A 19,926-nucleotide genomic window follows, 5' to 3' on the forward strand; every position below is an offset into this window, starting at 1 on the left:
TGTAGCCTAGTCATTCTAAGCAAATACTCCTTAACAAAGCATAAAACGATTTTAGCCGAACCCTCCGGGCAGCGTTTGTTGGTCATTTCTACTGCGTTATCGACTTCTCATGTAGGCTAGCTACACAGCAAAGTCTCTGCCTTGTATAAATATCCAACAATTCGCTGCAAAAATCAGCTTGGAAGGTCAACAGACCCTAATTATTTAACTCTTTTGGTAATTGAAGTTCACTACAGCCCACTCATATAACGATTTAGGAAAGCCGTATTTCCCCTCACCCGTAATTTCATTTTCCGCTGGATAGAAGCCACCATGATCATCCGCTAAGAACTTGCGCGCACCACGACGATAATGGATAAGCGGACTAACCAACTCATAATCCGTATTGTCTTCTAACCCTTTATCATCAATGACTAAAAATCGGGTCATACGGATCGTGCTACCGCTCTCACAATAGCCTGAATCCGCGTAATCAATCGCTTGGAATGGCTTAGTATCATCCTCACTCAATTGCGAGTAACAACCATCAAAGCGCGCAATGTGCATCCATACTCCGCGGTACTGAGTTGGATCTTCGCTCCCCGTCGGCTTCATTTGCAGATAAACCACTTCGCCTTTGCCATAATCAACGAGTTCTGTATCGGTTGATCCACGGACAGTTCTTGCTCCCATTAAACCGAATGAGCTTTCTTGAAGATTCGAAAATTCTGGAGCACTTAGTGTACTGATTACCACGGTCTGCTCACTTTCAAGATCCGTATATTGGTCAGCCTCTCCAGACGCTGCCAGTTCTAGCGGTATAGTGACGAGTGTTTTTGCCAATGCTTTATAATCTCGAGTTTCACTTTCTGAAACTTTTAATTGAACCGCATGGCCATATTGGTAACCAACTAAAGTAAGAGCACCTTTCGCTGGGTCGAGCGTCGCCAGCTCTTCACTTACGGTGTTCGCAAACTCATAGCTTCTTGTACCAATTGCAGTACCTAAATCTAACTCAACCCTTTTGTAAGGTTCGAATGACACCGTCTGACGAGTCCTATCTAGACCTGGATGATTCGCCTTCTCAATGGAGCCAGTTACCGTCATAGTTTTAGTTAGGTAATTACGGCTTGTAAGCGTAACTTCCACGGCATAATCTCCAGCATGAAGAATATCTAACTCTCCAGAGTCCGTTGATTTTATCTGCACGACAGGTGAGGCTTGGTTTATCAAGCGATATGAAGCTTGAACATCGTTGTCCGTCACAACGGGAGTAAGGGTTTTGTCCGTATCAAAAACAGCATTTGGATAGCTTACCGATGCCTGACTCTCGATGGGCTTAATTGAAACAGTAAAGCTGGACTCGCCTGGGGTAAATTTATCGTCACCTGAATCCGCTACGACAACTTGCGTACTACCCACATTAAGAATATGCATTTCACCCGTGTTTACATCTAAAGAAACAACATCGGTGGGCGCACCTTCAGCGAATTTGTAGGTCACATTTCCTACCGTGCCAGTAATAGCAGGCTTATCCAATAGCGGTTTGTATGGATTCCAAGAATCTTCAATATTCGATGCTATATTAATACGACTTGGTGCACTCAGTATTTTGAATTTTACTTGCTGTTCTGGACCTGGCGTATGATTGACGTCCCCTTTACGACGTAGAGTCAAGGTAGTTTCACCTGCCTTGTATACATGGACAATACCATTTGCAATCATATTGGCGACGTCGGAAGACGTGTTGCCTGTCATTTCAATTTCATCACCGGAGGCAAGTTCATCAAAATCTTTCAACAGATTGAACTGATAGTCTTTACTATACACAACCTCATAATCTCGAGTCGAAAGCGGTAAACCTTGTGCTTTCGCAACTTGGATATTGGCTTTGAATTGCGTTGATTGGTAGTAATCTCCACCATCATCTTCAAACGTGAGCGTGTAGTCTCCAGCCTGCTCAAGGTACAGGGTATCACCAGACATGCCGAGGCCTTGTGGTAACTCTCCCTTCAGTTTTAATGTTCCTTTTTGTCCTTTAAATGCAAGTGGGATCGACAAGCCATCTTGGTATGTAAATGTCAAATTTACATCATCGATAGTTGGATGAGGGGCTTGCTCAATATCCACTGTCATCCTTGCTTTTGTGGAAGGAAAGTTGCGAAGATCTTTCTCAATAACATCTACTTCAGAGCGGCCAACCCCTTGAATCAATAGTGCGCTACCATCATCAGAGATTCGAACAACATCTTGACCTGATACAACATCAAAATAATAATCGCCAAGAGCTTTGCTCACCTGCGGATACAGTGGTGCATTTGCTTGGTAATTTTCAGAAATATTAGAGACAGTAACGGCTTCGCGCACCCCTTGATTAATAACAACATTAAATTGAGCCGTCTGCTGTTGTTCAATATACCCTTCACTATAGGTTGCGGTCGCTTCTATCGTCACTTGCCCTGTATTCTTAATCAGAAGCAAGCCTGAATGGGGGTCCAGTATTTCTGCCACCTCATCATCAGGCACACTATTAATCATTGTGTAACGAACACCTTGTGTCTCGACCTTATCAAGACGAATAGGCTCTAATGTTAAGCCTTCGCGGTAATCGCGGCTAAGGGAAGCATATTGGAGTTGCTCTGCGCCAATCTGATAAAGATGAACATCGACCATCAGATCTCGCGGTTGATAATAATCATTTCCCGAATCATGAACACGAACTTGAGCTTGACCAGAGCCGCTAATCGCAAAAACTCTTCCATCTTGATCCACTCGAATTAAATGCTCACTGCCGTTTACTACTTCAAAACTCAGATCCCCTTTTTGACCACGCACAGTGATCAGCTCTCCACCCGATGAAAGCACATTAAGATTGAGCTCATTAGCGACAAGGTCAGTATTGATACCTTTGTCCACTGTAATTGTGAAAATCACATCTGAGGACTCATAAATAGTGCTAGAGTCTGTAGCTTTTATCGTTGCAGTCCCGGGACGAAGGAGTTGCAACTGCCCAAAATCATCGACTTGAATCACATGAGAAGGAGTTGAAGATAAAACTTGGTATGTGATCGTGCCTTGAACATTGCTTATATTGGTATAAACAATACTCCCTACTTCGTTGAACACAAACGTAGCATCTTCAGCGGTGAGCTGAGGTCGAGCTTGCTTTGTCGTCTGACTAGAAGAAGTTGAATCATTAGGTTTGGAATCTCCGCCCCCGCCACCACAGCCTGCAATAACAGCAGCAAGAAAAAGGATAGAATAATATTTTTTCATTTTTTGTAACAGTTTATTACACCTTGAGAAAGTTGATAATAATACGATGTTTTATTAATCAACAGCTTTATATTTGACAACTCACTCACTTATAAAGAGCTGAAAAATTACGCCAAATTCATAAAATCAACTCAAATTCGTCAAACCTAATGAAATAATACATAGGCAAACGTTTGCAATCCTTTATCAGAAAACTTGAATATATAAATGCAATAGATATTTTTTTACAGAAAATCTCACATTCGAGACGATTAAAGGTGGAGGGCCTTAGATATGTACATGAAAAATTGAATAATGAAACAACGCTATTTTACTAAAACATCCACAAGGCTGAGTGTCTAGACGCCTTCAACTACGCACTTTTTCCGTTTTAAAAAGGAGTTTCCCGCGCAATAGGTCATGACTTGCTGATATTATCCGAAGTCTCTTATAGGTAACTCAGTCGTGTACTTAATCGGCTCCATAGCAAAGGTTGAAGTAACATTCGATAAGCCTTTCACGCTGTTGACTAATCGCTTATAAAATTCATCAAAGCGCTTCATGTCTTTTACAACAACCTTCATCATGTAATCATACTCCCCCGCCATTCGATAGAACTCCATTACTTCAGGGAAATCACTCACCGTGGTAACAAAGTGGTGATACCAACCTTCTGAGTGATCACTGGTCTTGAGTTGCACAAAAGCAATAAATGACAAGTCGAGTTTTTCCGCGCTCAGTAGCGCAACACGCTTCTCGATATAGCCTTCATCTTCTAGCTTTTTCAATCGCTTCCAACAAGGCGTCGTAGTCAGACTCACCCGATCAGCCAAGTCATTTAACGACAAGGTTCCATCGTTTTGGAGTAAAGTAAGCAACTGCCTATCTATTTTATCTAAACTCATTTCTATATTTCCCTAATTAGGAGAAAAATTTTCTACCAAAGACGAATAACAAAACAATAATAGCAAATTTTTTCTCTGCATTTATAGGTAGATTATCTCTATAGACAAAAACAACTACCCTACAAGTTTCGAGGAGTCACGTTATGTGTACTGACCACAATTGGATTAATAATGCTGTACGCAAAATTGAAGCCGACTTTCAACGTTCAGCGGATACTCACCTATTCAAACTAGATCTTCCTTCACTTGAAGGCATCGACATCTATCTAAAAGATGAAAGTACACATCCAACGGGTTCATTGAAGCACCGATTGGCACGTTCGCTATTTCTTTATGCAATTTGTAATGGTTGGGTTGGCCCAGAAACCACTGTGATCGAAGCATCGTCAGGTAGTACAGCAGTTTCTGAAGCGTACTTCGCGCGTCTTCTAGGCTTACCATTTATTGCGGTGATGCCAAAAACCACTGCACGTAAGAAAATTGAACAAATTGAATTCTACGGTGGTAAAGCACACTTGGTTGACCGTTCAGACCAAATTTATGATGAGTCACGTCGTCTAGCGAAAGAGCTAAACGGTCACTACATGGACCAATTTACCTACGCTGAGCGTGCAACAGACTGGCGTGGTAACAACAACATCGCGAACTCTATCTTTAGCCAAATGCAATTAGAAGATCATCCAATCCCAAGCTGGGTTGTGATGAGCCCAGGTACAGGTGGTACGTCTGCAACGATTGGTCGATTCATTCGTTACCAAAAATACGACACAAAACTGTGTGTAGTTGATCCTGATAACTCTGTGTTCTACGATTACTTCCAATCTGGCAACGCGGACATCAAGGGCGAAAACGGCAGCAAGATCGAAGGTATCGGTCGTCCACGCGTAGAGCCAAGCTTTATCGCTGGCGTTGTAGACGAAATGCGAAAAATCCCTGATGCAGCAAGTGTTGCAACGGCGCATTGGCTATCTGGCTTGATCGGTCGTAAAGTGGGTGCATCGACAGGTACTAACCTATATGGCGTGCTTCAGCTTGCATGTGAAATGAAGCAACGTGGTGAGACAGGTTCTATCGTGACACTACTTTGTGATTCAGGTGAACGTTACCTAGACACTTACTACAACACAGAGTGGGTAAAAGAGAACATCGGTGACATTCAACCTTACCTTGCACAGCTTGAAATTATTCAGTCGAAAGGCTGCGTTGAGCCAGCATGCTGCGGTCCAATCACTGAATAAAATCAGACTTCACATACAAAAACAGCCCGCTCATTCAGCGGGCTGTTTTTTATTATCTTTGCTCTAAGAAGCGTTACTTCTTCTGACGAGCCTCAAATGCAGCCAACTGTTCGGGCGTCGCTTTAGGCTGATGGTTTTGTTTCCACTCATCGTAAGTCATGCCGTAAACACGCTCACGAGCATCATCAATATCGATCTCAACACCAAGATCTTCAGCTTCTGCTTTGTACCATTTACTGAAACAGTTGCGGCAAAAACCAGCAAGGATCATTAGATCAATATTTTGCACGTCTTTATTTGCATCCAAATGCGCCAACAGTCGACGAAATGTTGCTGCGTCAAGTTTATCTTGCTCTTCTTGGGTTAGATTTTTGTATTTGAATTCAGCCACTTTACTTTCCTTTATTATTAGAATTGAGATCACTGCTAGTTGACTAACCATCTATGCAGGCTGTTAAGATACCCAACCTCTATCTCATTGATTAAACTCAACTGCTAGTACCACCAAAGGTTATAGTCATATTATGAAAAATGCCATCTTCTTGCTGTCTACAATCGCATTAAGCACTTCTGCTTATGCTGCTCAACCGAAAGATCAAGACATGTACTTCTACTTAGGTAGCGGTAATATTGGTTACGAAACACCTAAATTTGGCAGCAATACTGAAAGCGAGCTGGCAAACCCACACATTACTATCGGTTGGGGTAAGAATATCAATGAATACTTTTCAGTAGAGGGTGTAGCACGTTACACACAAAGCGAACTGAAGTTTCAGCCAACCAATGAGAAAATCAATCTGCACTACTATCAGTTTGGTGTATCTGGTTTAGCCACATCGCCTTACCTTGGTGATACTCCATTTAAATTATTTGGCCGCGTGAGTGCATTGCTGACTCAAGCAGAGATGTATATCGAGTCACTCGACAACGTTGATGACAATTCCGGCGTGATGTTCAACGTAGGTGGTGGTTTGCAATGGGATATTGACCAAAACTTTTGGCTAAAAGCAGAATACGTATACGGTTTTGCTGATATGGAACTAGACGACTTTTATGACAAGTATGATGGTTTCCAAATCAGTATTGGCAAGAACTTCTGATTTAAAATTCTGCAAAGAACACCAAAGCCGAGGTGTGTAACCTCGGCTTTCTTTATTCTGCTCTATAGCTCTATCGTATCGGCATTTTGATCGGTATGAGTCTTATGCTCAATTGAAGTAAGTGTTTTGTCACTCTGTGTTTTTAGTGCATTGGTAAACTGGGGGAAAACTGTTGTTGCAAACAATGCAATCAAGCCCATTACTGCAACCATTTCAACTAGATAACTACCACGAATTTTTTTCAAGAGACACCTCTTACCATCTAGGTACAGCACCATTCCTTACTAAGGCAGTACCTAAAAAAAGACCAAACGCTCAGTCAGATACGATGAGCAAGTCCTGCGCCCTCGAAAAGCGGTGAAATAATAGCCAATAGTTATCATTAGATCTATAAGAAATCAGGCACAAAATACAAAAAAGCCGAACAAAAAACGTTCGGCTTTTAATTTCAAAATCTTAGCATGAATAACCTACGGATGCGCAATACGCCCTTTTGTATCGTGACTCAGTGCTTTGTTCAACTCAGCCTCGACATGACCAGGTGATCGAGTCTTCGCAGAGATCAATCGGTACATCGCTGGAATTACGAATAAGGTTACCAATGTCGCAAATCCCATTCCAAAGAAGATAACCGTACCAACGGCCACACGACTTTCGTAACCTGCCCCTGTAGACATAATCAAAGGGATTGCACCAGCAAGCGTCGTGAAGGCTGTCATCATGATCGGGCGAAGGCGACGTGCAGCCGCATCAATAATCGCTTTTTCAAACTCAATACCACGGTCACGTAACTGGTTAGCAAACTCAACGATCAAAATACCATTCTTGGTTACCATACCGATCAACATGATCATGCCGATCTGGCTGTAGATGTTCATCCCTTGGCCCATCACAACTAAACCAAGGAAACCACCAAATACCCCCATAGGTACAGTGAACATCACAACCAACGGGTTAACGAAGCTTTCAAACTGCGCAGCTAGCACTAGGTATGCCACCAGCAATGCCAAGGCAAACACAACAGCAACACTGGCTTGGTTCTCTTTAAAGTCTTTTGACTCTCCCGAGTAACTTACTGAGATATCACTCGGCAGGTTTTCAATCGCTTGTTGGTCTAAGAAATCGAGTGCCTCACCTAAGGTGAAACCTTCTGACAAGTTAGCCTTGATAGTAATCGATTTTTGTTTGTTGTAGTGCGATAAACGAATAGATGCCGCGACCTCTTCAACTTTTGTCACGGTATCCAAAGTGACCAACTCGCCACTGCTTGTACGCAAGTAAATTTGGCTTAAGTCTGCTGCGTTGTTAAAGCTGTTCTCATCCCCTCGTAAATAAACATCATACTCTTCCCCACGATCAACATAGGTAGTTTCACTTTTACCACCCAGCATGATCTCCAACGTATCTGAAATGTCTTTTACGCTAACGCCTAACTCTGCTGCACGGCGTTTATCAACGGATACGAGTAGTTCAGGGGTTTTCTCCGAGTAGTCAATCTCAGCACCTTCCATCATCGGGGATTCCTCTGCTTTGTTTTTGAGCAACTCAGCCCAAACCAGAAGCTCATCGTAATCCGACCCACCCAATACAAACTGCACTGGTTCGCTCGATCCACCACGGAAACCCGGCATAAATGGGAAGACGCGCACATCGGGAATGCCAGCCAATGACTTACGAACTTGATTCAATGCTTCTTGCGCCGTCACATCACGTTCATTCCAATCTTCAAGAATCATGATAACGAAGCCAGTTTGGTCTCCCGCTTGACCACCAAAAGCCGGTGTTTGAATACTGAAGGACTTCAAAAAACCTTGTCCTAATAACGGCATCAAACGATCTTCAACAATGTCCATATTTGCCGACATACGGTTATAAGACGTCGCATCCGCACCGCGAACAAAGGCAAAGATTACACCTCGATCTTCTTGCGGAGTTAACTGTGCAGGCACTTGGTTCATCAAGAAGTAACTGCCACCCATACACGCAAGGATAACCATAGGTGCAGCCCAACGGATCTTTAATGCTCCGCGTAACGTGTTACGGTATCCCGACTCTAGCTTGGCAAATAACTTATCAACAGCTTGATTGAATCGGTTAGGCTTCACGTTTGCTTTTAGGACCTGGCTGCCTAGAACGGGGGTCAGCGTTAATGCGATCAATGAAGAGAAGATCACCGACATTGCCAACAACACTGAAAATTCGGTAAACAGAAGACCAACCATGCCGTCCATAAAGGAAATCGGCAGGAACACCATCACCAACACCAACGTTGTTGCGATAACGGCAAAACCTACTTCTCGGGTACCTTTATAAGCCGCAAGCAATGGCGATTCACCACGTTCAATATGGTGGAAGATATTTTCTACAACGACGATAGCATCATCCACTACCAAGCCGATAGACAGGATAAGCGCCATTAAGGTAATCAGGTTGATAGAGAAGCCAAAGTAATAAGCTGCAATAAATGAAGAAATGAGTGAGACTGGTACCGTTACGGCAGGGATCAATGTCGCGCGAGCCTGACCAATAAAGATGTACAAAACCAGAATAACCAAACCGCCAGTAATGAAGAGCGTGCTGTATACCTCGGCAATCGAACGTTCGATAAAAACTGTCGCGTCATAGTCAATCGCAAGACGAGTGCCATCCGGCAAGAACTTTTGAATCTTATCGACCTCTGAGCGGACAGCCTTCGCCACTTCTAGCGGGTTTGCATCTGATTGAGGCACCACACCTAAGCTGACGTTTACGACACCATCGCTTTTAAAGGTCGAGTTTTCGTTTTCCGCTCCGATGAAAACATCTGCCACATCTTTTAGATAAATTGGCGTATTGTCACTTGCACGTTTCACTACCAAGTATTGAAAATCTTCAGGTGTGTTGTAAGTGCGAGCCGTGCGAACTGACATAACTGTTGAGTCGTTTCGTACTTCACCACCCGGGCTTTCCAAGTTCTCACTACGGAGTGCGGAAGTAATATCTGAAGCGATCACCGAGCGTCCCGCCATCAAATCTGGTTTTAGCTTCACGTACATGACTTTGTACAAGCCACCAGAAAGATCGATTGAACTTACGCCCGAAATCAGACTAAAGCGATCCATTAGCACTCGCTCGGCATAATCCGTTAGCTGAGTACGGTCCATCTCAGAAGAGCTAAGGTTAATATAGAGAGACGCTTCACCAGAACCATTGTTCTTGTACACCACAGGGTCGTCTGCTTCATCCGGTAACGAGCGCTGAGCACGAGCCACCGCATCACGAACGTCACTTACCCCCGTATTTAGGTCATAACCTAGCTCAAAAGTAATCGTGATTCGCGACATACTATTACGTGTCGTCGAGCTAATCTCATCAATGCCACTGATACCCGAAAGTTGGTCTTCTAATACCGAGGTAATTTGACTCTCGATAATCGTCGCAGAAGCGCCTTCATAGCGCGTACTGATCGAGACCACTGGACTTTCAATATCTGGCATTTCACGCACTGCAAGCTTGGTAAACGACACAAAACCGAATACACATAGCAACATGCTCAATACCAGCGCGGCAACGGGGCGTTTTACAGAAACGTCAGAAAGTAACATTAGTTTGCTTCCTTAGCCGCTTTATCCTGCGCACCTTGACCACCTGAAGCACTCGAAGAGTTTACTTTTCCTGGTGCGACAATTTCTTTTACTTCAACACCATCGCGCATATTCACTATGCCTTGCACCACGATCTTGTCACCTATTTCTACGCCAGATTCAATCACAACTTCGTTATCAACACGTGCGCCAAGGAACACTTCTTGACGTTGTGCTCTATTGTTTTCATCAATGACGTAAACATAACGTTTTGTACCAGAGTACTCTAACGCTTGAACAGGGATGATTGGCGCTTCAATCGCAGGGAATGCCAAAGAAGCATTCATAAGCATACCCGGCTTAAGATGGTTTTCTGGGTTATCAAATTCAATACGAATACGAAGGTTCAGAGTTTCTGCACTGATACGGGTATCAATGCCTGTTACTTTACCGACAAAGCCCATACCGCTCCACGCACTGGTGGTCGCATCAACTTCCATCCCTACTGACAGCATAGAAAGGTAACGTTCAGGAACTTGCAAATCCAGCTCCATTATTGACAAGTCATCCAAAGTCAGTAGCTCAGACCCTGCACTGACCATTTTTCCTCGACTGAAATCAATAAAGCCAACCGTACCGGCAAAAGGAGCTGCAATATGAAGGTCCGCTAAGTTGGCTTTTGCTGCGTCAAGGCGCGCTTCCGCAATCTCCACGCTGGCTTTTTGTGCATCAATTTCTGTTTGAGTGATCGCATTACGTTTCACCAAACGCTGAAATTCTTTTAACTTACGTTGCTCATCCTTTAAGTAAGCTTTTGCTTCTACTAAAGCTGCTTGTGCTTTGTCGTCATTTAATAGAATAAGCAATTGGTCTTGTTGAACGTTCTGATTGGCTTTGACGGCGATTTGTTTCACCTTACCAGCAACCTCAGAAGCTACAATGACCGATTCCGCAGCTTCAAGCTTGCCGATTAACGATAAAGATTGATTGATTTCATGCGTTTCTACTTGTTCAGTAACAACTGTTACTGCTGACGGTCCACGCTTTACTGCGAAAGCTGCGGGTGATGCCATCAATATAGAAAGCGTCAAAATGGATAAAGTGGCTTTCATGCTCATAATCGTAACTACTAAAGAATAAATTGATATTACTTAACTGCATACAGTTTATCAGTAGATACGTTGTATAACGTCAAGTAGTGTAAATTCCGGTAAATAGTAAGTTTCCTTTTTGTTTAAAGGACATACAAAACGCTGACTTTCTGCCATCTTTGCCCAAAAAGGCAGCATTCAACGTAAAAACGTAAGAAAAACGCTTTACAGCCGGAGCGAGTTTGCTATGATGCGCTCCGCACTTGAGAGATGTGTTGGGAAAACAAATCTTAAGTATAAAAATACCCTGTAGGGGTTCCCAAGTGGCCAAAGGGGGCAAACTGTAAATGTGCCGGCACTGCCTTCGATGGTTTGAATCCGTCCCCCTACACCATATTCTTTCTTGTGTTTCTCCTTTGAACATAAGAACAACTTGGAAGCTAGGTTGGGAAACTAACTTTTAAGTATACTCTTTGTAGTATGAAAATTACCCTGGAGGGGTTCCCGAGTGGCCAAAGGGAGCAGACTGTAAATCTGCCGGCACTGCCTTCGATGGTTCGAATCCGTCCCCCTCCACCATATTCTTTCTTGTGTTTCTCCTTTGAACATAAGAACAACTTGGAAGCTAGGTTGGGAAACTAACTTTTAAGTATAAAACACCCTGGAGGGGTTCCCGAGTGGCCAAAGGGAGCAGACTGTAAATCTGCCGGCACTGCCTTCGATGGTTCGAATCCGTCCCCCTCCACCATATTGAAGAAGCCAGCTCATTGAGCTGGCTTTTTTCGTTCTATATCTTTCTATTTTTCATCATGTAATACCAATCACAGTAAGTAAGCGATCAGAGTTAGCGCAGGACAAATGCTTGAAGACAAGGTGAAGGTTTGCAATAAGTCGTTCTTTTTGAACACAGTTACCGAACATTGAAATCAGTTAGAATGAACCGCTATTTAGTCCGATAGATATCATCGTAAGTACGTCAACGATGATTGAGCTCGTATTCACTGCAACTAATTGAAGAGCTTGTGACTCTAAATTAACTCGATAGCTTTGCTTGGTTGCCTTTCGTTTTAGTAATAAAGGCAGTGAAGCAGGAGAGTTACACTATTGATCTCACTTTAGCTTCTAAAACCTTTTGCCCTCAGCCTCCCCTATCTTAGTAGGTGAACATCTTCAGATAAAGCCAGCTCAGATGCTCGCTCAATAAGATGTATTTCCGCAGGTTAGCCTTGCTTCTCGGTTCATCAGATATAAAAAATCCCGCTCGAAAGCGGGATCTTACTAAGACTAAATTGAACGATGTTGGTGATTAACCTTGAATACCAACAATCAACCAAGGTGCGTTTGGCACAGTTAGGTCTCGTTCTAGGTGCCAGATATCTTCGATGTCTTCTTCGATACCTTCTTCTGCATCTCGGTAACGACCGCTAAATTGCAGACTAAGCTGCGCTTTATTCGCGTCATAGTCAGCACGAACGATTTCAGCGTCTACATACATCACATCAGTGTGCTGCTCACCATCTAACTTCGCACGTTCTGCTTTCAAGTCTTCGAATAGGCTTGGAGAAACATACTCTTCAATCGTGTGCAGTTGGTTGTGGTTCCACGCACCTTGCAGGATTCGGTAGTGCTCACGAGAGCCATTAATGAATGCTACTTGATCAAAGCCCGGTGGGTAGTTATGTGGAATATCAGTTTGAGAACCGAAACCACCAAAGCCACCAGCGTTTGTATTTGGCTGCTGTTCAAAATTCTGCATGTTTGGTTGCTCAAACTTAGACGCATTACCACCAAATGCAGGCTGTTGACGGTGCTGATTCATGCTGCCTTGCTTGGCGCCAAGCATACCACGCATCAGTTTGAAGATAACGAACGCAATCAAACCAATGATTAGGATATCCATGAACTGGATACCTTCGAACGCACCACCAAAGAATGCGGCCAGAAGACCACCAGCAAGAAGACCACCAAGTAAACCACCCATCAAACCTTTTTTGCTTGATGTTTTAGCACCTTGTTCCTTACCTATGGTATTTGTATTTTGTTGCTGCTGTTTAGGAGCAGGTGCAGTTTTATAACTCTTACCAAAAGATTTACCACCACCGAACTTCTTCGCTTCCGCGATAGGCGTTACAGCAACCGTAAACATCAGTAAAGCAACAATCGAAAATAAACGTTTCATCGTTATCCTTAAAATTGACGATAAGTATCTAAGTATATGCATCTAACCATCCGAACACTCTGTGAGTTCAAGCAGTAGCACGCCAAAGATGAATATGGAGTCATCATACTCGCTATAATACGACAATGAAACTACCTACATCATTCGACATGTATCAGAATATTGCCAAGCTCATAGGTTTCTGACTTGATTGCCTTATTGACGCCTATTACCTAGCTGTCTATTATATTGAACAATGTTCAATATGTAGTATTAGATTATGGCGCGCAGAAACGATCACACCCGAGAAGAATTGGTAAATTTAACTCTTTCCACTGTCCAAGAATTTTTGGCGGAAAACTCATACCACGATCTCAGCCTTCGTAAGATCGCAAACATGATCGGCTATGTTCCAAGTACCTTGGTTAACGTATTTGGTAACTACAACCTGCTACTTTTACATGTTGTTGCACAAACGCTTGATGAGCTTCAACAACAAGCCACTGCCGCAACCAAAAATAGTAAAGACTCCCATCATGCACTATTTCAACTCGCTTACTGTTATCATGACTTTGCGCAGCAAAACCCATACCGTTGGCAGTTAGTATTCGAACACAATATGAATGGTGCCGAATTACCCCAGTGGCACGCGAAACGTATCGATGGTATGACTGGCATGTTAGAATCACTGCTAGCTGCGATTGCTCCTCAAAGGACTGAGCAAGAGGTGCTGCAAGCAAGCCGCGTCTTATGGTCAGGCGTTCATGGTATCACCCTACTGAGTGTGGATGATAAGTTCTTCTCTTCTGAACCTATCGACGGTAAAGAGCTGATCGACAACTTGCTTTCTAACTACTTAATGAACTGGTAATAAAGGATTATTCATGTCATCAGACAGCCAGTCGTCTTTGCTCAGACAACGAAAGTTCCTCCCCTATTTTGTCACCCAATTTTTTGGCGCTTTTAACGACAACATTTTTAAGAACGTTCTGCTGTTGTTTGTGGCTTTTGCAGGGTCAAGCGCTTTACCTATATCTAGCAACCTGTTCATTAACTTAGCGGCTGGCTTGTTTATTCTTCCATTCTTCTTATTCTCTGCATCAGCTGGCGTACTGGCAGATAAATACGAGAAGTCATGGTTTATCCGTAAAGTGAAACTGTTTGAAATCGGCATCATGATGTTGGGAGCGATTGGCTTTATCACCGAAAGCTATGGCGTCTTACTATTACTTCTGTTTTTGATGGGTACCCAATCGGCTTTCTTTGGTCCAGTTAAATACGCACTGCTTCCTCAGCAACTCAACGAAAGAGAATTGGTTCCTGGTAACGCCTTAGTCGAAGCCGGTACGTTTATCGCGATTTTGGTTGGTACACTTGGCGCTGGTCTTATCGCATCTGCAGACAATTCAAAATATCTTGCAGCATTCTGCGTCGTTATCTTTGCAGTTTTAGGCTACCTCTCTAGCCGCTTTATTCCATTTGCATCGGCAAGTGCACCGGACATCCAATTCAAATGGCAGCCATACAAGCAAACCAAACACACGCTTTCAATCGCTAAATCTGATCGTATTGTCTTCCAATGCATCATGGCGATCAGTTGGTTCTGGTTCTTGGGTGCGGCCTATCTGACACAATTCCCAAACTTCACTAAGCTCTACTTGAACGGTACTGAAAGCGCGGTTTCTTTCCTTTTAGCGCTCTTCTCGGTTGGTATTGCTGTGGGCTCTATGGCGTGTAACTGGCTCTCCAATCATCGTATTGAAGTGGGCATCGTACCTATTGGAGCTTTGGGCATCACAATATTCGGCTTCTTGATGGCGACATCGATTCCAACCGACTTACCCCGTTTCCACACATTCGCTGAATTTGTTAGCTATGAGGCATTCTGGTCACTGTTCTTTTATTTATTGATGATTGGGGTGTCCGGCGGTCTGTTTATCGTCCCGCTATACGCCTTAATGCAATACCGAGCGAAAGAAACTGAGCGAGCGCAAGTCATTGCAGGCTTGAATATCTTCAATTCTCTGTTCATGGTGGGCAGCGCAATACTAGGTATTGTTTGTCTGAGTGTGCTTGAAATGAGCATCCCTCAATTGTTCGCACTGCTCGCGATCCTAAACTTCTTAGTTGCTGCGTACATCTTTCTGCAGATTCCTATCTTCGTTGTGCGCTTTGCAATGTGGGTGGTTACTCACACCATTTACCGTGTAAAGCATAAGAACTTGCATCACCTTCCTGAGCACGGGGGCGCGTTGATTGTCTGTAATCATGTTAGTTACATGGACTCTCTGTTATTAAGTGCTGTTTGCCCTCGCCTTATTCGATTTGTAATGGAAGAGGACTACGCAAACCTTCCTCCTCTGCGACGTTTCCTTCGTCGAGCGGGAGTGATTCCGATCTCTGCAAGTAATCGAACGTCTATTCGTCGTGCATTTAATGATGTAGAAAAAGCACTAAGTGAAGGTCATATCGTGTGTATTTTTCCTGAAGGGCGTTTAACGTCAGATGGAGAAATTAACGAGTTTATGCGTGGTATCGATATCATTCTTCGTCGCAGCCCAGTTCCTGTTATTCCGATGGCGTTAAAAGGTTTGTGGGGAAGCTACTTCAGCCGAGCGAAAGGTCGCGCATGTAAAGGGTTGCCAACTCGTTTCTGGTCTAAACTGGAAATCGAAGCGGGTACTCCGGTCGATCCAAAACAAGCCAGTGCGCAAGTCATGTTTGAGAAAGTGAAAGCACTTCGAGGCGACTGGCGCTAAACTCAAACATCGTATTTTCTATTCTTGAACATGCGTTTAGTTTTACTGAACGCATGTTCAATTCATTAAGACTTTCTGACCGAACACGTTACTGTATACTCTACGCTTTAATTCACAACAACGAACGACGCCCTTGAATACAAAGAATATCCCCTTTGGATTGGCACTACTGTTTTGTTTAACCCCTTTCGTGTCCTCTCCTATCGCACTTGTGATCGGTTTTCTATTGGCGAGCTTTAGCCTAGTTCCGACCGAGCTCCCTATCGCCTCTTTTACCAAGAAACTGCTTTCCTACTCAATTATTGGCTTAGGTTTCGGTATTCATTTTGAGCAGGCTCTAGCAGTTACCTCCGACGGCATTGGCCTGATCATTGCGACGATTCTTGGCACGCTAGTGATCGGCATGATGATCGCAAAAGTCATCAAGCTCGAACGTACCACGGCCTACTTAATCGCTTCTGGTACCGCCATTTGTGGTGGTAGTGCGATTGCCGCTGTAGCGCCTGCTATCAAAGCTAAAGATGAACAAATTGGCCTAGCTCTCGCGACCGTTTTTGTTCTGAATTCGTTAGCACTGTTTATTTTTCCTGTGATTGGTCATGCCATCGGTTTGGATCAGCATACATTTGGAACATGGGCAGCAATCGCAATCCACGATACCTCTTCTGTTGTGGGCGCAGCATCTGCATACGGTGAGGAAGCGCTCACAACAGCAACAACATTGAAACTTGCTCGCGCGTTATGGATCATTCCTGTCGCCCTAGTCAGTGCGGTGATCTTTTCTCGTGGAAACGGTGAGGAAGGCAAAAGTAAGTTAGTGATCCCTTACTTTATTTTCTGGTACTGCGCTGCAATTGCGTTTAGCGATTTCTTCCCTCAATTTGAAGTGGTATATCAAGGCATCTTTGCCATTGCAAAACAGGCACTTGTGGTGTGTTTGTTCTTGATTGGTTGCAGCATTTCAGTGTCAAAGCTGAAATCGGCAGGCGCAAAGCCACTGTTATTTGGCGTTACCTTGTGGGTGCTCATTTCCACGACATCTTTAGGATGGCTACTTTTCAGCTAGCCCGTGGTTAATTTTTTGTGGCTGAGTTAACTCTGCTTTTCGAGTGCTTTGACTTCTGTGCACCAACACCAAAGCAATCGCAATCAGAAAAGCGGTTAACTCAGCTAATGAGCGCATTAAGCCCTCACTGCTGACAGCAATGCCAATTTGCAATAACACCGCTGCTTCTAGCACTAACTTGATCATCCTGAACCTTATGCTTTATTCCTTTATCTTTAAGCATGATTATGATTCAGAGTTATAAGAATGCGAAATTCCCTTTTCGACTAATTCATTGCGAAATCAACTAATATGACTTTCTATCCAAGAGATAAAGGTTTTCACTTTAGGTCGGTGCTCGTAGCCTGAAGGGCAAATTAAGTCGTATCCCAACTGGGTATCCATCATCGGATAAGGGCTGACCAGCTCACCTTTATCTAAAAAATCTTTCACGAATCGATAGCGCCCCATCGCGACCCCGACGTGATTTCTTGCCGCTAGCAGAGCCATATCACGGTGACTTACGCAGTAAAAATGCTGAAAAATATCAATATCCAGCTCCATATAAGTCACCCATCGCTGCCATACATCCGAACCGAGAGCATGAATAAAGTTAATCCGTCGGAGTGACTTCATGCCATCTTCCAGAATATTCAGTTCCTTCATGTACTGAGGCGTACAGACCGGAACGTACTTTTCACCAAATAGTCGCTGGCGATACACATCAACCAAATGATCCGTATCGTAAAAAATCGCCACATCAATCTGGTTGGTCACCAAGTCGAGTTGGTTTTCTTGGGCGAAAAGGTTGAGGTTAAACCCCGGGAAATGACGTTGGAAATCCGCAATACGAGGCATCAGCCATCCATTCAAAAAACCTGGCGATGCAGCAATGTTTAATTCCCCCACCAAGTCCGTCGACTTAATCTCTTCAATCTCATTAAAAATGGTACTGAGTGACGTAGATAACGTTTTTTGAAATCGATGCCCTTCTGATGTCAGTTCTAGTTTGCGGGTGCCTCGAACAAACAGAGAGAAACCAAGCTCCTGTTCTAAGACTTTGATGCGATGGCTTACAGCTCCTTGAGTTAAGTGCAGCTCTTTTGCTGCCTGCGTAAAGCTAAGATGCTTCGCTGCAATACTAAAGGTATGAAGGTTTCGAAGCAGTAACTGTTGGTTTGCCATGATCGACCATTCATTAAAAATATTAATTCATGATAGTAGTGAATTCGTTTGTTTGCGTCGATAATTAAGTTTTAAATAGCCCTTAGAAACTTAATAAAAACGTCACTTTCAAACATAGATCATGTTTTAGGTGGCATTAAAATTATAGGGGCAAATATGAATATACTCGGCTACATGCAAAAAGTCGGTAAGGCATTAATGGTTCCGGTAGCGACCTTACCCGCTGCGGCAATCTTAATGGGGATTGGCTACTGGATAGATCCGGTCGGCTGGGGTTCTGAGAGTGTTTTGGCGGCATTCCTCATTAAATCAGGCGGAGCCATCATCGATAACATGGCGGTACTGTTCGCCGTCGGCGTCGCATTTGGATTGAGCAAAGATAAAAACGGCTCAGCAGCACTGTCTGGCTTCATTTGCTTTATGGTACTGACGACGCTACTCGCACCGGGTGCCGTCACACAGCTAATGGATGTCGCTGCAGATGAAGTGCCGGATGCCTTCAACAAAATCAACAACCAGTTCATCGGTATCTTGGTGGGTATTATCTCCGCTGAAATCTACAACCGTTATTCAGGCGTAGAGCTACCAAAAGCGCTGGCGTTCTTTAGTGGCAAACGCCTAGTACCAATCCTCACCTCTATCGCAGGTATGGCGTTGGCTTTTGTTCTGCTTTACGTATGGCCTGTGATTTACGATGCATTAATTATTTTCGGAACCAAACTTGAATCCATGGGGGCGGTTGGCGCCGGTTTATTTGGCTTCTTTAACCGTCTAATGCTAACAATCGGCATGCACCACGCGCTTTATCCTGTCTTCTGGTTTGATGTGGTTGGCATCAACGACATTCCTAACTTCTTAGGCGGCGCACAGTCTATTGCTAATGGCACAGCTGTAGTCGGCCAGACGGGTATGTACCAAGCAGGTTTCTTCCCAATCATGATGTTTGGTCTGCCGGGCGCTGCTCTTGCGATTTATCACTGTGCTGATAAGCAAAACAAAACCAAAGTGTTCTCTATCATGCTAGCTGCGGCAATGGCGTCCTTCTTCACTGGTATTACAGAGCCTCTAGAGTTCAGCTTTATGTTCCTAGCGCCAGTGCTGTACCTAATTCACGCGGTACTGACTGGTATCTCAATGTACATTGCAGCAAGCATGCAGTGGATGGCGGGCTTTGGTTTCTCAGCAGGTTTTGTTGACTTCGTACTATCAAGCCAAAACCCACTGGCAACCAAATGGTACATGCTGATCCCACAAGGTTTAGTCTTCTTTGCGATTTACTACAGTGTATTCCGCTTCGCAATCATCAAGTTCAACCTGCGAACACCAGGTCGTGGCGAAGACATGGAAAAAGAAGTGACTGAGAACGTTGGCGAACTTGCAAAAGACTATATTGCAGCGATTGGCGGTGCAGACAATATCCTAGAAGTGGACAACTGCATTACTCGACTTCGTTTGACCGTAAAAGATTCATCCCTAGCTGACGAAGCAAAACTGAAACAACTCGGCGCAGCAGGCGTGGTTTGTATTGGTAAAGGTGGCCTGCAAGTCATCATCGGCCTAGGCAAAGTAGACAAAGTAGCTGAGCAGATGAAACTCGCGCTCGCTAACTAAAGAATTGTGGTGACTCACCATCACCACATCCCCCTGA

Annotated in this window: 15 protein-coding genes and 3 tRNA genes; 9 read left to right on the forward strand and 9 right to left on the reverse strand. The window is 43.9% G+C overall.

The window, feature by feature from the left end; translation table 11 throughout:
* Positions 1 to 204: 204 nt before the first annotated feature.
* A complete protein-coding gene (locus ACTS60_RS17530) occupies positions 205 to 3,255 on the reverse strand; it encodes a cadherin repeat domain-containing protein (protein WP_440889302.1) in 3,051 nt (1,016 codons plus the stop codon).
* Positions 3,256 to 3,668: 413 nt separating this feature from the next.
* On the reverse strand, positions 3,669 to 4,139 hold the full coding sequence (locus ACTS60_RS17535) for an Lrp/AsnC family transcriptional regulator (RefSeq protein WP_440889303.1): 471 nt from the start codon (positions 4,137 to 4,139) through the stop codon (positions 3,669 to 3,671).
* Positions 4,140 to 4,282: 143 nt separating this feature from the next.
* On the opposite strand from ACTS60_RS17535, the gene ACTS60_RS17540 reads away from it, so the two are divergent.
* Entirely contained in the window at positions 4,283 to 5,377 is a 1,095-nt protein-coding gene (locus ACTS60_RS17540; RefSeq protein WP_038882747.1) for a PLP-dependent cysteine synthase family protein, read from the forward strand.
* A gap of 73 nt (positions 5,378 to 5,450) precedes the next feature.
* On the opposite strand, the gene ACTS60_RS17545 is transcribed toward ACTS60_RS17540, so the two are convergent.
* Complete coding sequence (locus tag ACTS60_RS17545; RefSeq protein WP_252041775.1) at positions 5,451 to 5,768, reverse strand: DUF1244 domain-containing protein; 318 nt, start codon at positions 5,766 to 5,768, stop codon at positions 5,451 to 5,453.
* A 133-nt stretch (positions 5,769 to 5,901) separates the two neighbouring features.
* On the opposite strand from ACTS60_RS17545, the gene ACTS60_RS17550 reads away from it, so the two are divergent.
* A complete protein-coding gene (locus ACTS60_RS17550) occupies positions 5,902 to 6,477 on the forward strand; it encodes a porin family protein (RefSeq protein ID WP_440889304.1) in 576 nt (191 codons plus the stop codon).
* Between the two features lie 62 nt (positions 6,478 to 6,539).
* Here ACTS60_RS17550 and ACTS60_RS17555 read toward each other — a convergent pair whose 3' ends face one another.
* From ACTS60_RS17555 to ACTS60_RS17565, 3 genes are all read right to left on the reverse strand, one after another.
* Positions 6,540 to 6,722 (reverse strand): type II secretion system protein, encoded by a 183-nt coding sequence (locus ACTS60_RS17555; RefSeq protein ID WP_440889305.1) that lies wholly within the window; start codon positions 6,720 to 6,722, stop codon positions 6,540 to 6,542.
* A 225-nt stretch (positions 6,723 to 6,947) separates the two neighbouring features.
* Complete coding sequence (gene vmeF, locus ACTS60_RS17560) at positions 6,948 to 10,061, reverse strand: multidrug efflux RND transporter permease subunit VmeF (RefSeq protein WP_440889306.1); 3,114 nt, start codon at positions 10,059 to 10,061, stop codon at positions 6,948 to 6,950.
* Positions 10,061 to 11,158 (reverse strand): efflux RND transporter periplasmic adaptor subunit, encoded by a 1,098-nt coding sequence (locus ACTS60_RS17565; RefSeq protein ID WP_440889307.1) that lies wholly within the window; start codon positions 11,156 to 11,158, stop codon positions 10,061 to 10,063. Before ACTS60_RS17565 ends, vmeF begins: the two co-directional genes overlap by 1 nt.
* Positions 11,159 to 11,440: 282 nt before the next feature.
* Between ACTS60_RS17565 and ACTS60_RS17570 the strand changes: the two genes are divergently transcribed.
* The 3 genes from ACTS60_RS17570 to ACTS60_RS17580 all read left to right on the forward strand — a co-directional run bounded on the left by ACTS60_RS17570 (position 11,441) and on the right by ACTS60_RS17580 (position 11,879).
* Positions 11,441 to 11,525, forward strand: a tRNA-Tyr gene (locus tag ACTS60_RS17570).
* Between the two features lie 100 nt (positions 11,526 to 11,625).
* A tRNA-Tyr gene (locus tag ACTS60_RS17575) sits at positions 11,626 to 11,710 on the forward strand.
* An 84-nt stretch (positions 11,711 to 11,794) separates the two neighbouring features.
* Positions 11,795 to 11,879 (forward strand) — tRNA-Tyr (locus ACTS60_RS17580).
* A gap of 558 nt (positions 11,880 to 12,437) precedes the next feature.
* Here the strand turns inward: ACTS60_RS17580 and ACTS60_RS17585 are convergent.
* Positions 12,438 to 13,310: a Tim44 domain-containing protein gene (locus tag ACTS60_RS17585; RefSeq protein ID WP_440889308.1), complete on the reverse strand. Its 873-nt coding sequence runs from the start codon at positions 13,308 to 13,310 to the stop codon at positions 12,438 to 12,440.
* A gap of 259 nt (positions 13,311 to 13,569) precedes the next feature.
* On the opposite strand from ACTS60_RS17585, the gene ACTS60_RS17590 reads away from it, so the two are divergent.
* The 3 genes from ACTS60_RS17590 (at position 13,570) to ACTS60_RS17600 (ending at position 17,114) form a co-directional block, all read left to right on the forward strand.
* Positions 13,570 to 14,160: a TetR/AcrR family transcriptional regulator gene (locus tag ACTS60_RS17590; protein ID WP_440889309.1), complete on the forward strand. Its 591-nt coding sequence runs from the start codon at positions 13,570 to 13,572 to the stop codon at positions 14,158 to 14,160.
* Between the two features lie 13 nt (positions 14,161 to 14,173).
* Positions 14,174 to 16,048, forward strand: a complete 1,875-nt coding sequence (locus tag ACTS60_RS17595; RefSeq protein WP_440889310.1) for an MFS transporter — start codon at positions 14,174 to 14,176, stop codon at positions 16,046 to 16,048.
* Positions 16,049 to 16,208: 160 nt separating this feature from the next.
* Positions 16,209 to 17,114, forward strand: a complete 906-nt coding sequence (locus ACTS60_RS17600; RefSeq protein ID WP_440889370.1) for a YeiH family protein — start codon at positions 16,209 to 16,211, stop codon at positions 17,112 to 17,114.
* Here ACTS60_RS17600 and ACTS60_RS17605 read toward each other — a convergent pair.
* Together ACTS60_RS17605 and ACTS60_RS17610 are read right to left on the reverse strand one after the other, a co-directional pair.
* Positions 17,100 to 17,300, reverse strand: a complete 201-nt coding sequence (locus tag ACTS60_RS17605; RefSeq protein ID WP_440889311.1) for a hypothetical protein — start codon at positions 17,298 to 17,300, stop codon at positions 17,100 to 17,102. The two genes, ACTS60_RS17600 and ACTS60_RS17605, sit on opposite strands and share 15 nt — an antisense overlap.
* 96 nt (positions 17,301 to 17,396) lie before the next feature.
* A complete protein-coding gene (locus ACTS60_RS17610) occupies positions 17,397 to 18,278 on the reverse strand; it encodes a LysR substrate-binding domain-containing protein (protein ID WP_440889312.1) in 882 nt (293 codons plus the stop codon).
* 156 nt (positions 18,279 to 18,434) lie between these two features.
* Here ACTS60_RS17610 and nagE point away from each other — a divergent pair, with 156 nt between their 5' ends.
* Positions 18,435 to 19,889 (forward strand): N-acetylglucosamine-specific PTS transporter subunit IIBC, encoded by a 1,455-nt coding sequence (nagE, locus tag ACTS60_RS17615; protein ID WP_282065811.1) that lies wholly within the window; start codon positions 18,435 to 18,437, stop codon positions 19,887 to 19,889.
* The last annotated feature ends 37 nt before the right edge of the window (positions 19,890 to 19,926 follow it).

This window comes from Vibrio sp. WZ-1, from assembly GCF_052037695.1.
Classification (GTDB): domain Bacteria; phylum Pseudomonadota; class Gammaproteobacteria; order Enterobacterales; family Vibrionaceae; genus Vibrio.

Coding starts and splice junctions, on each gene's coding strand:
- ACTS60_RS17565 (WP_440889307.1), bottom strand. CDS start 11,158: ATGAGCATGAAAGCCACTTTATCCATTTTGACGCTTTCTATATTGATG.
- ACTS60_RS17610 (WP_440889312.1), bottom strand. CDS start 18,278: ATGGCAAACCAACAGTTACTGCTTCGAAACCTTCATACCTTTAGTATT.
- nagE (WP_282065811.1), top strand. CDS start 18,435: ATGAATATACTCGGCTACATGCAAAAAGTCGGTAAGGCATTAATGGTT.
- ACTS60_RS17530 (WP_440889302.1), bottom strand. CDS start 3,255: ATGAAAAAATATTATTCTATCCTTTTTCTTGCTGCTGTTATTGCAGGC.
- ACTS60_RS17535 (WP_440889303.1), bottom strand. CDS start 4,139: ATGAGTTTAGATAAAATAGATAGGCAGTTGCTTACTTTACTCCAAAAC.
- ACTS60_RS17595 (WP_440889310.1), top strand. CDS start 14,174: ATGTCATCAGACAGCCAGTCGTCTTTGCTCAGACAACGAAAGTTCCTC.
- ACTS60_RS17590 (WP_440889309.1), top strand. CDS start 13,570: ATGGCGCGCAGAAACGATCACACCCGAGAAGAATTGGTAAATTTAACT.
- ACTS60_RS17540 (WP_038882747.1), top strand. CDS start 4,283: ATGTGTACTGACCACAATTGGATTAATAATGCTGTACGCAAAATTGAA.
- ACTS60_RS17550 (WP_440889304.1), top strand. CDS start 5,902: ATGAAAAATGCCATCTTCTTGCTGTCTACAATCGCATTAAGCACTTCT.
- vmeF (WP_440889306.1), bottom strand. CDS start 10,061: ATGTTACTTTCTGACGTTTCTGTAAAACGCCCCGTTGCCGCGCTGGTA.
- ACTS60_RS17605 (WP_440889311.1), bottom strand. CDS start 17,300: ATGATCAAGTTAGTGCTAGAAGCAGCGGTGTTATTGCAAATTGGCATT.
- ACTS60_RS17585 (WP_440889308.1), bottom strand. CDS start 13,310: ATGAAACGTTTATTTTCGATTGTTGCTTTACTGATGTTTACGGTTGCT.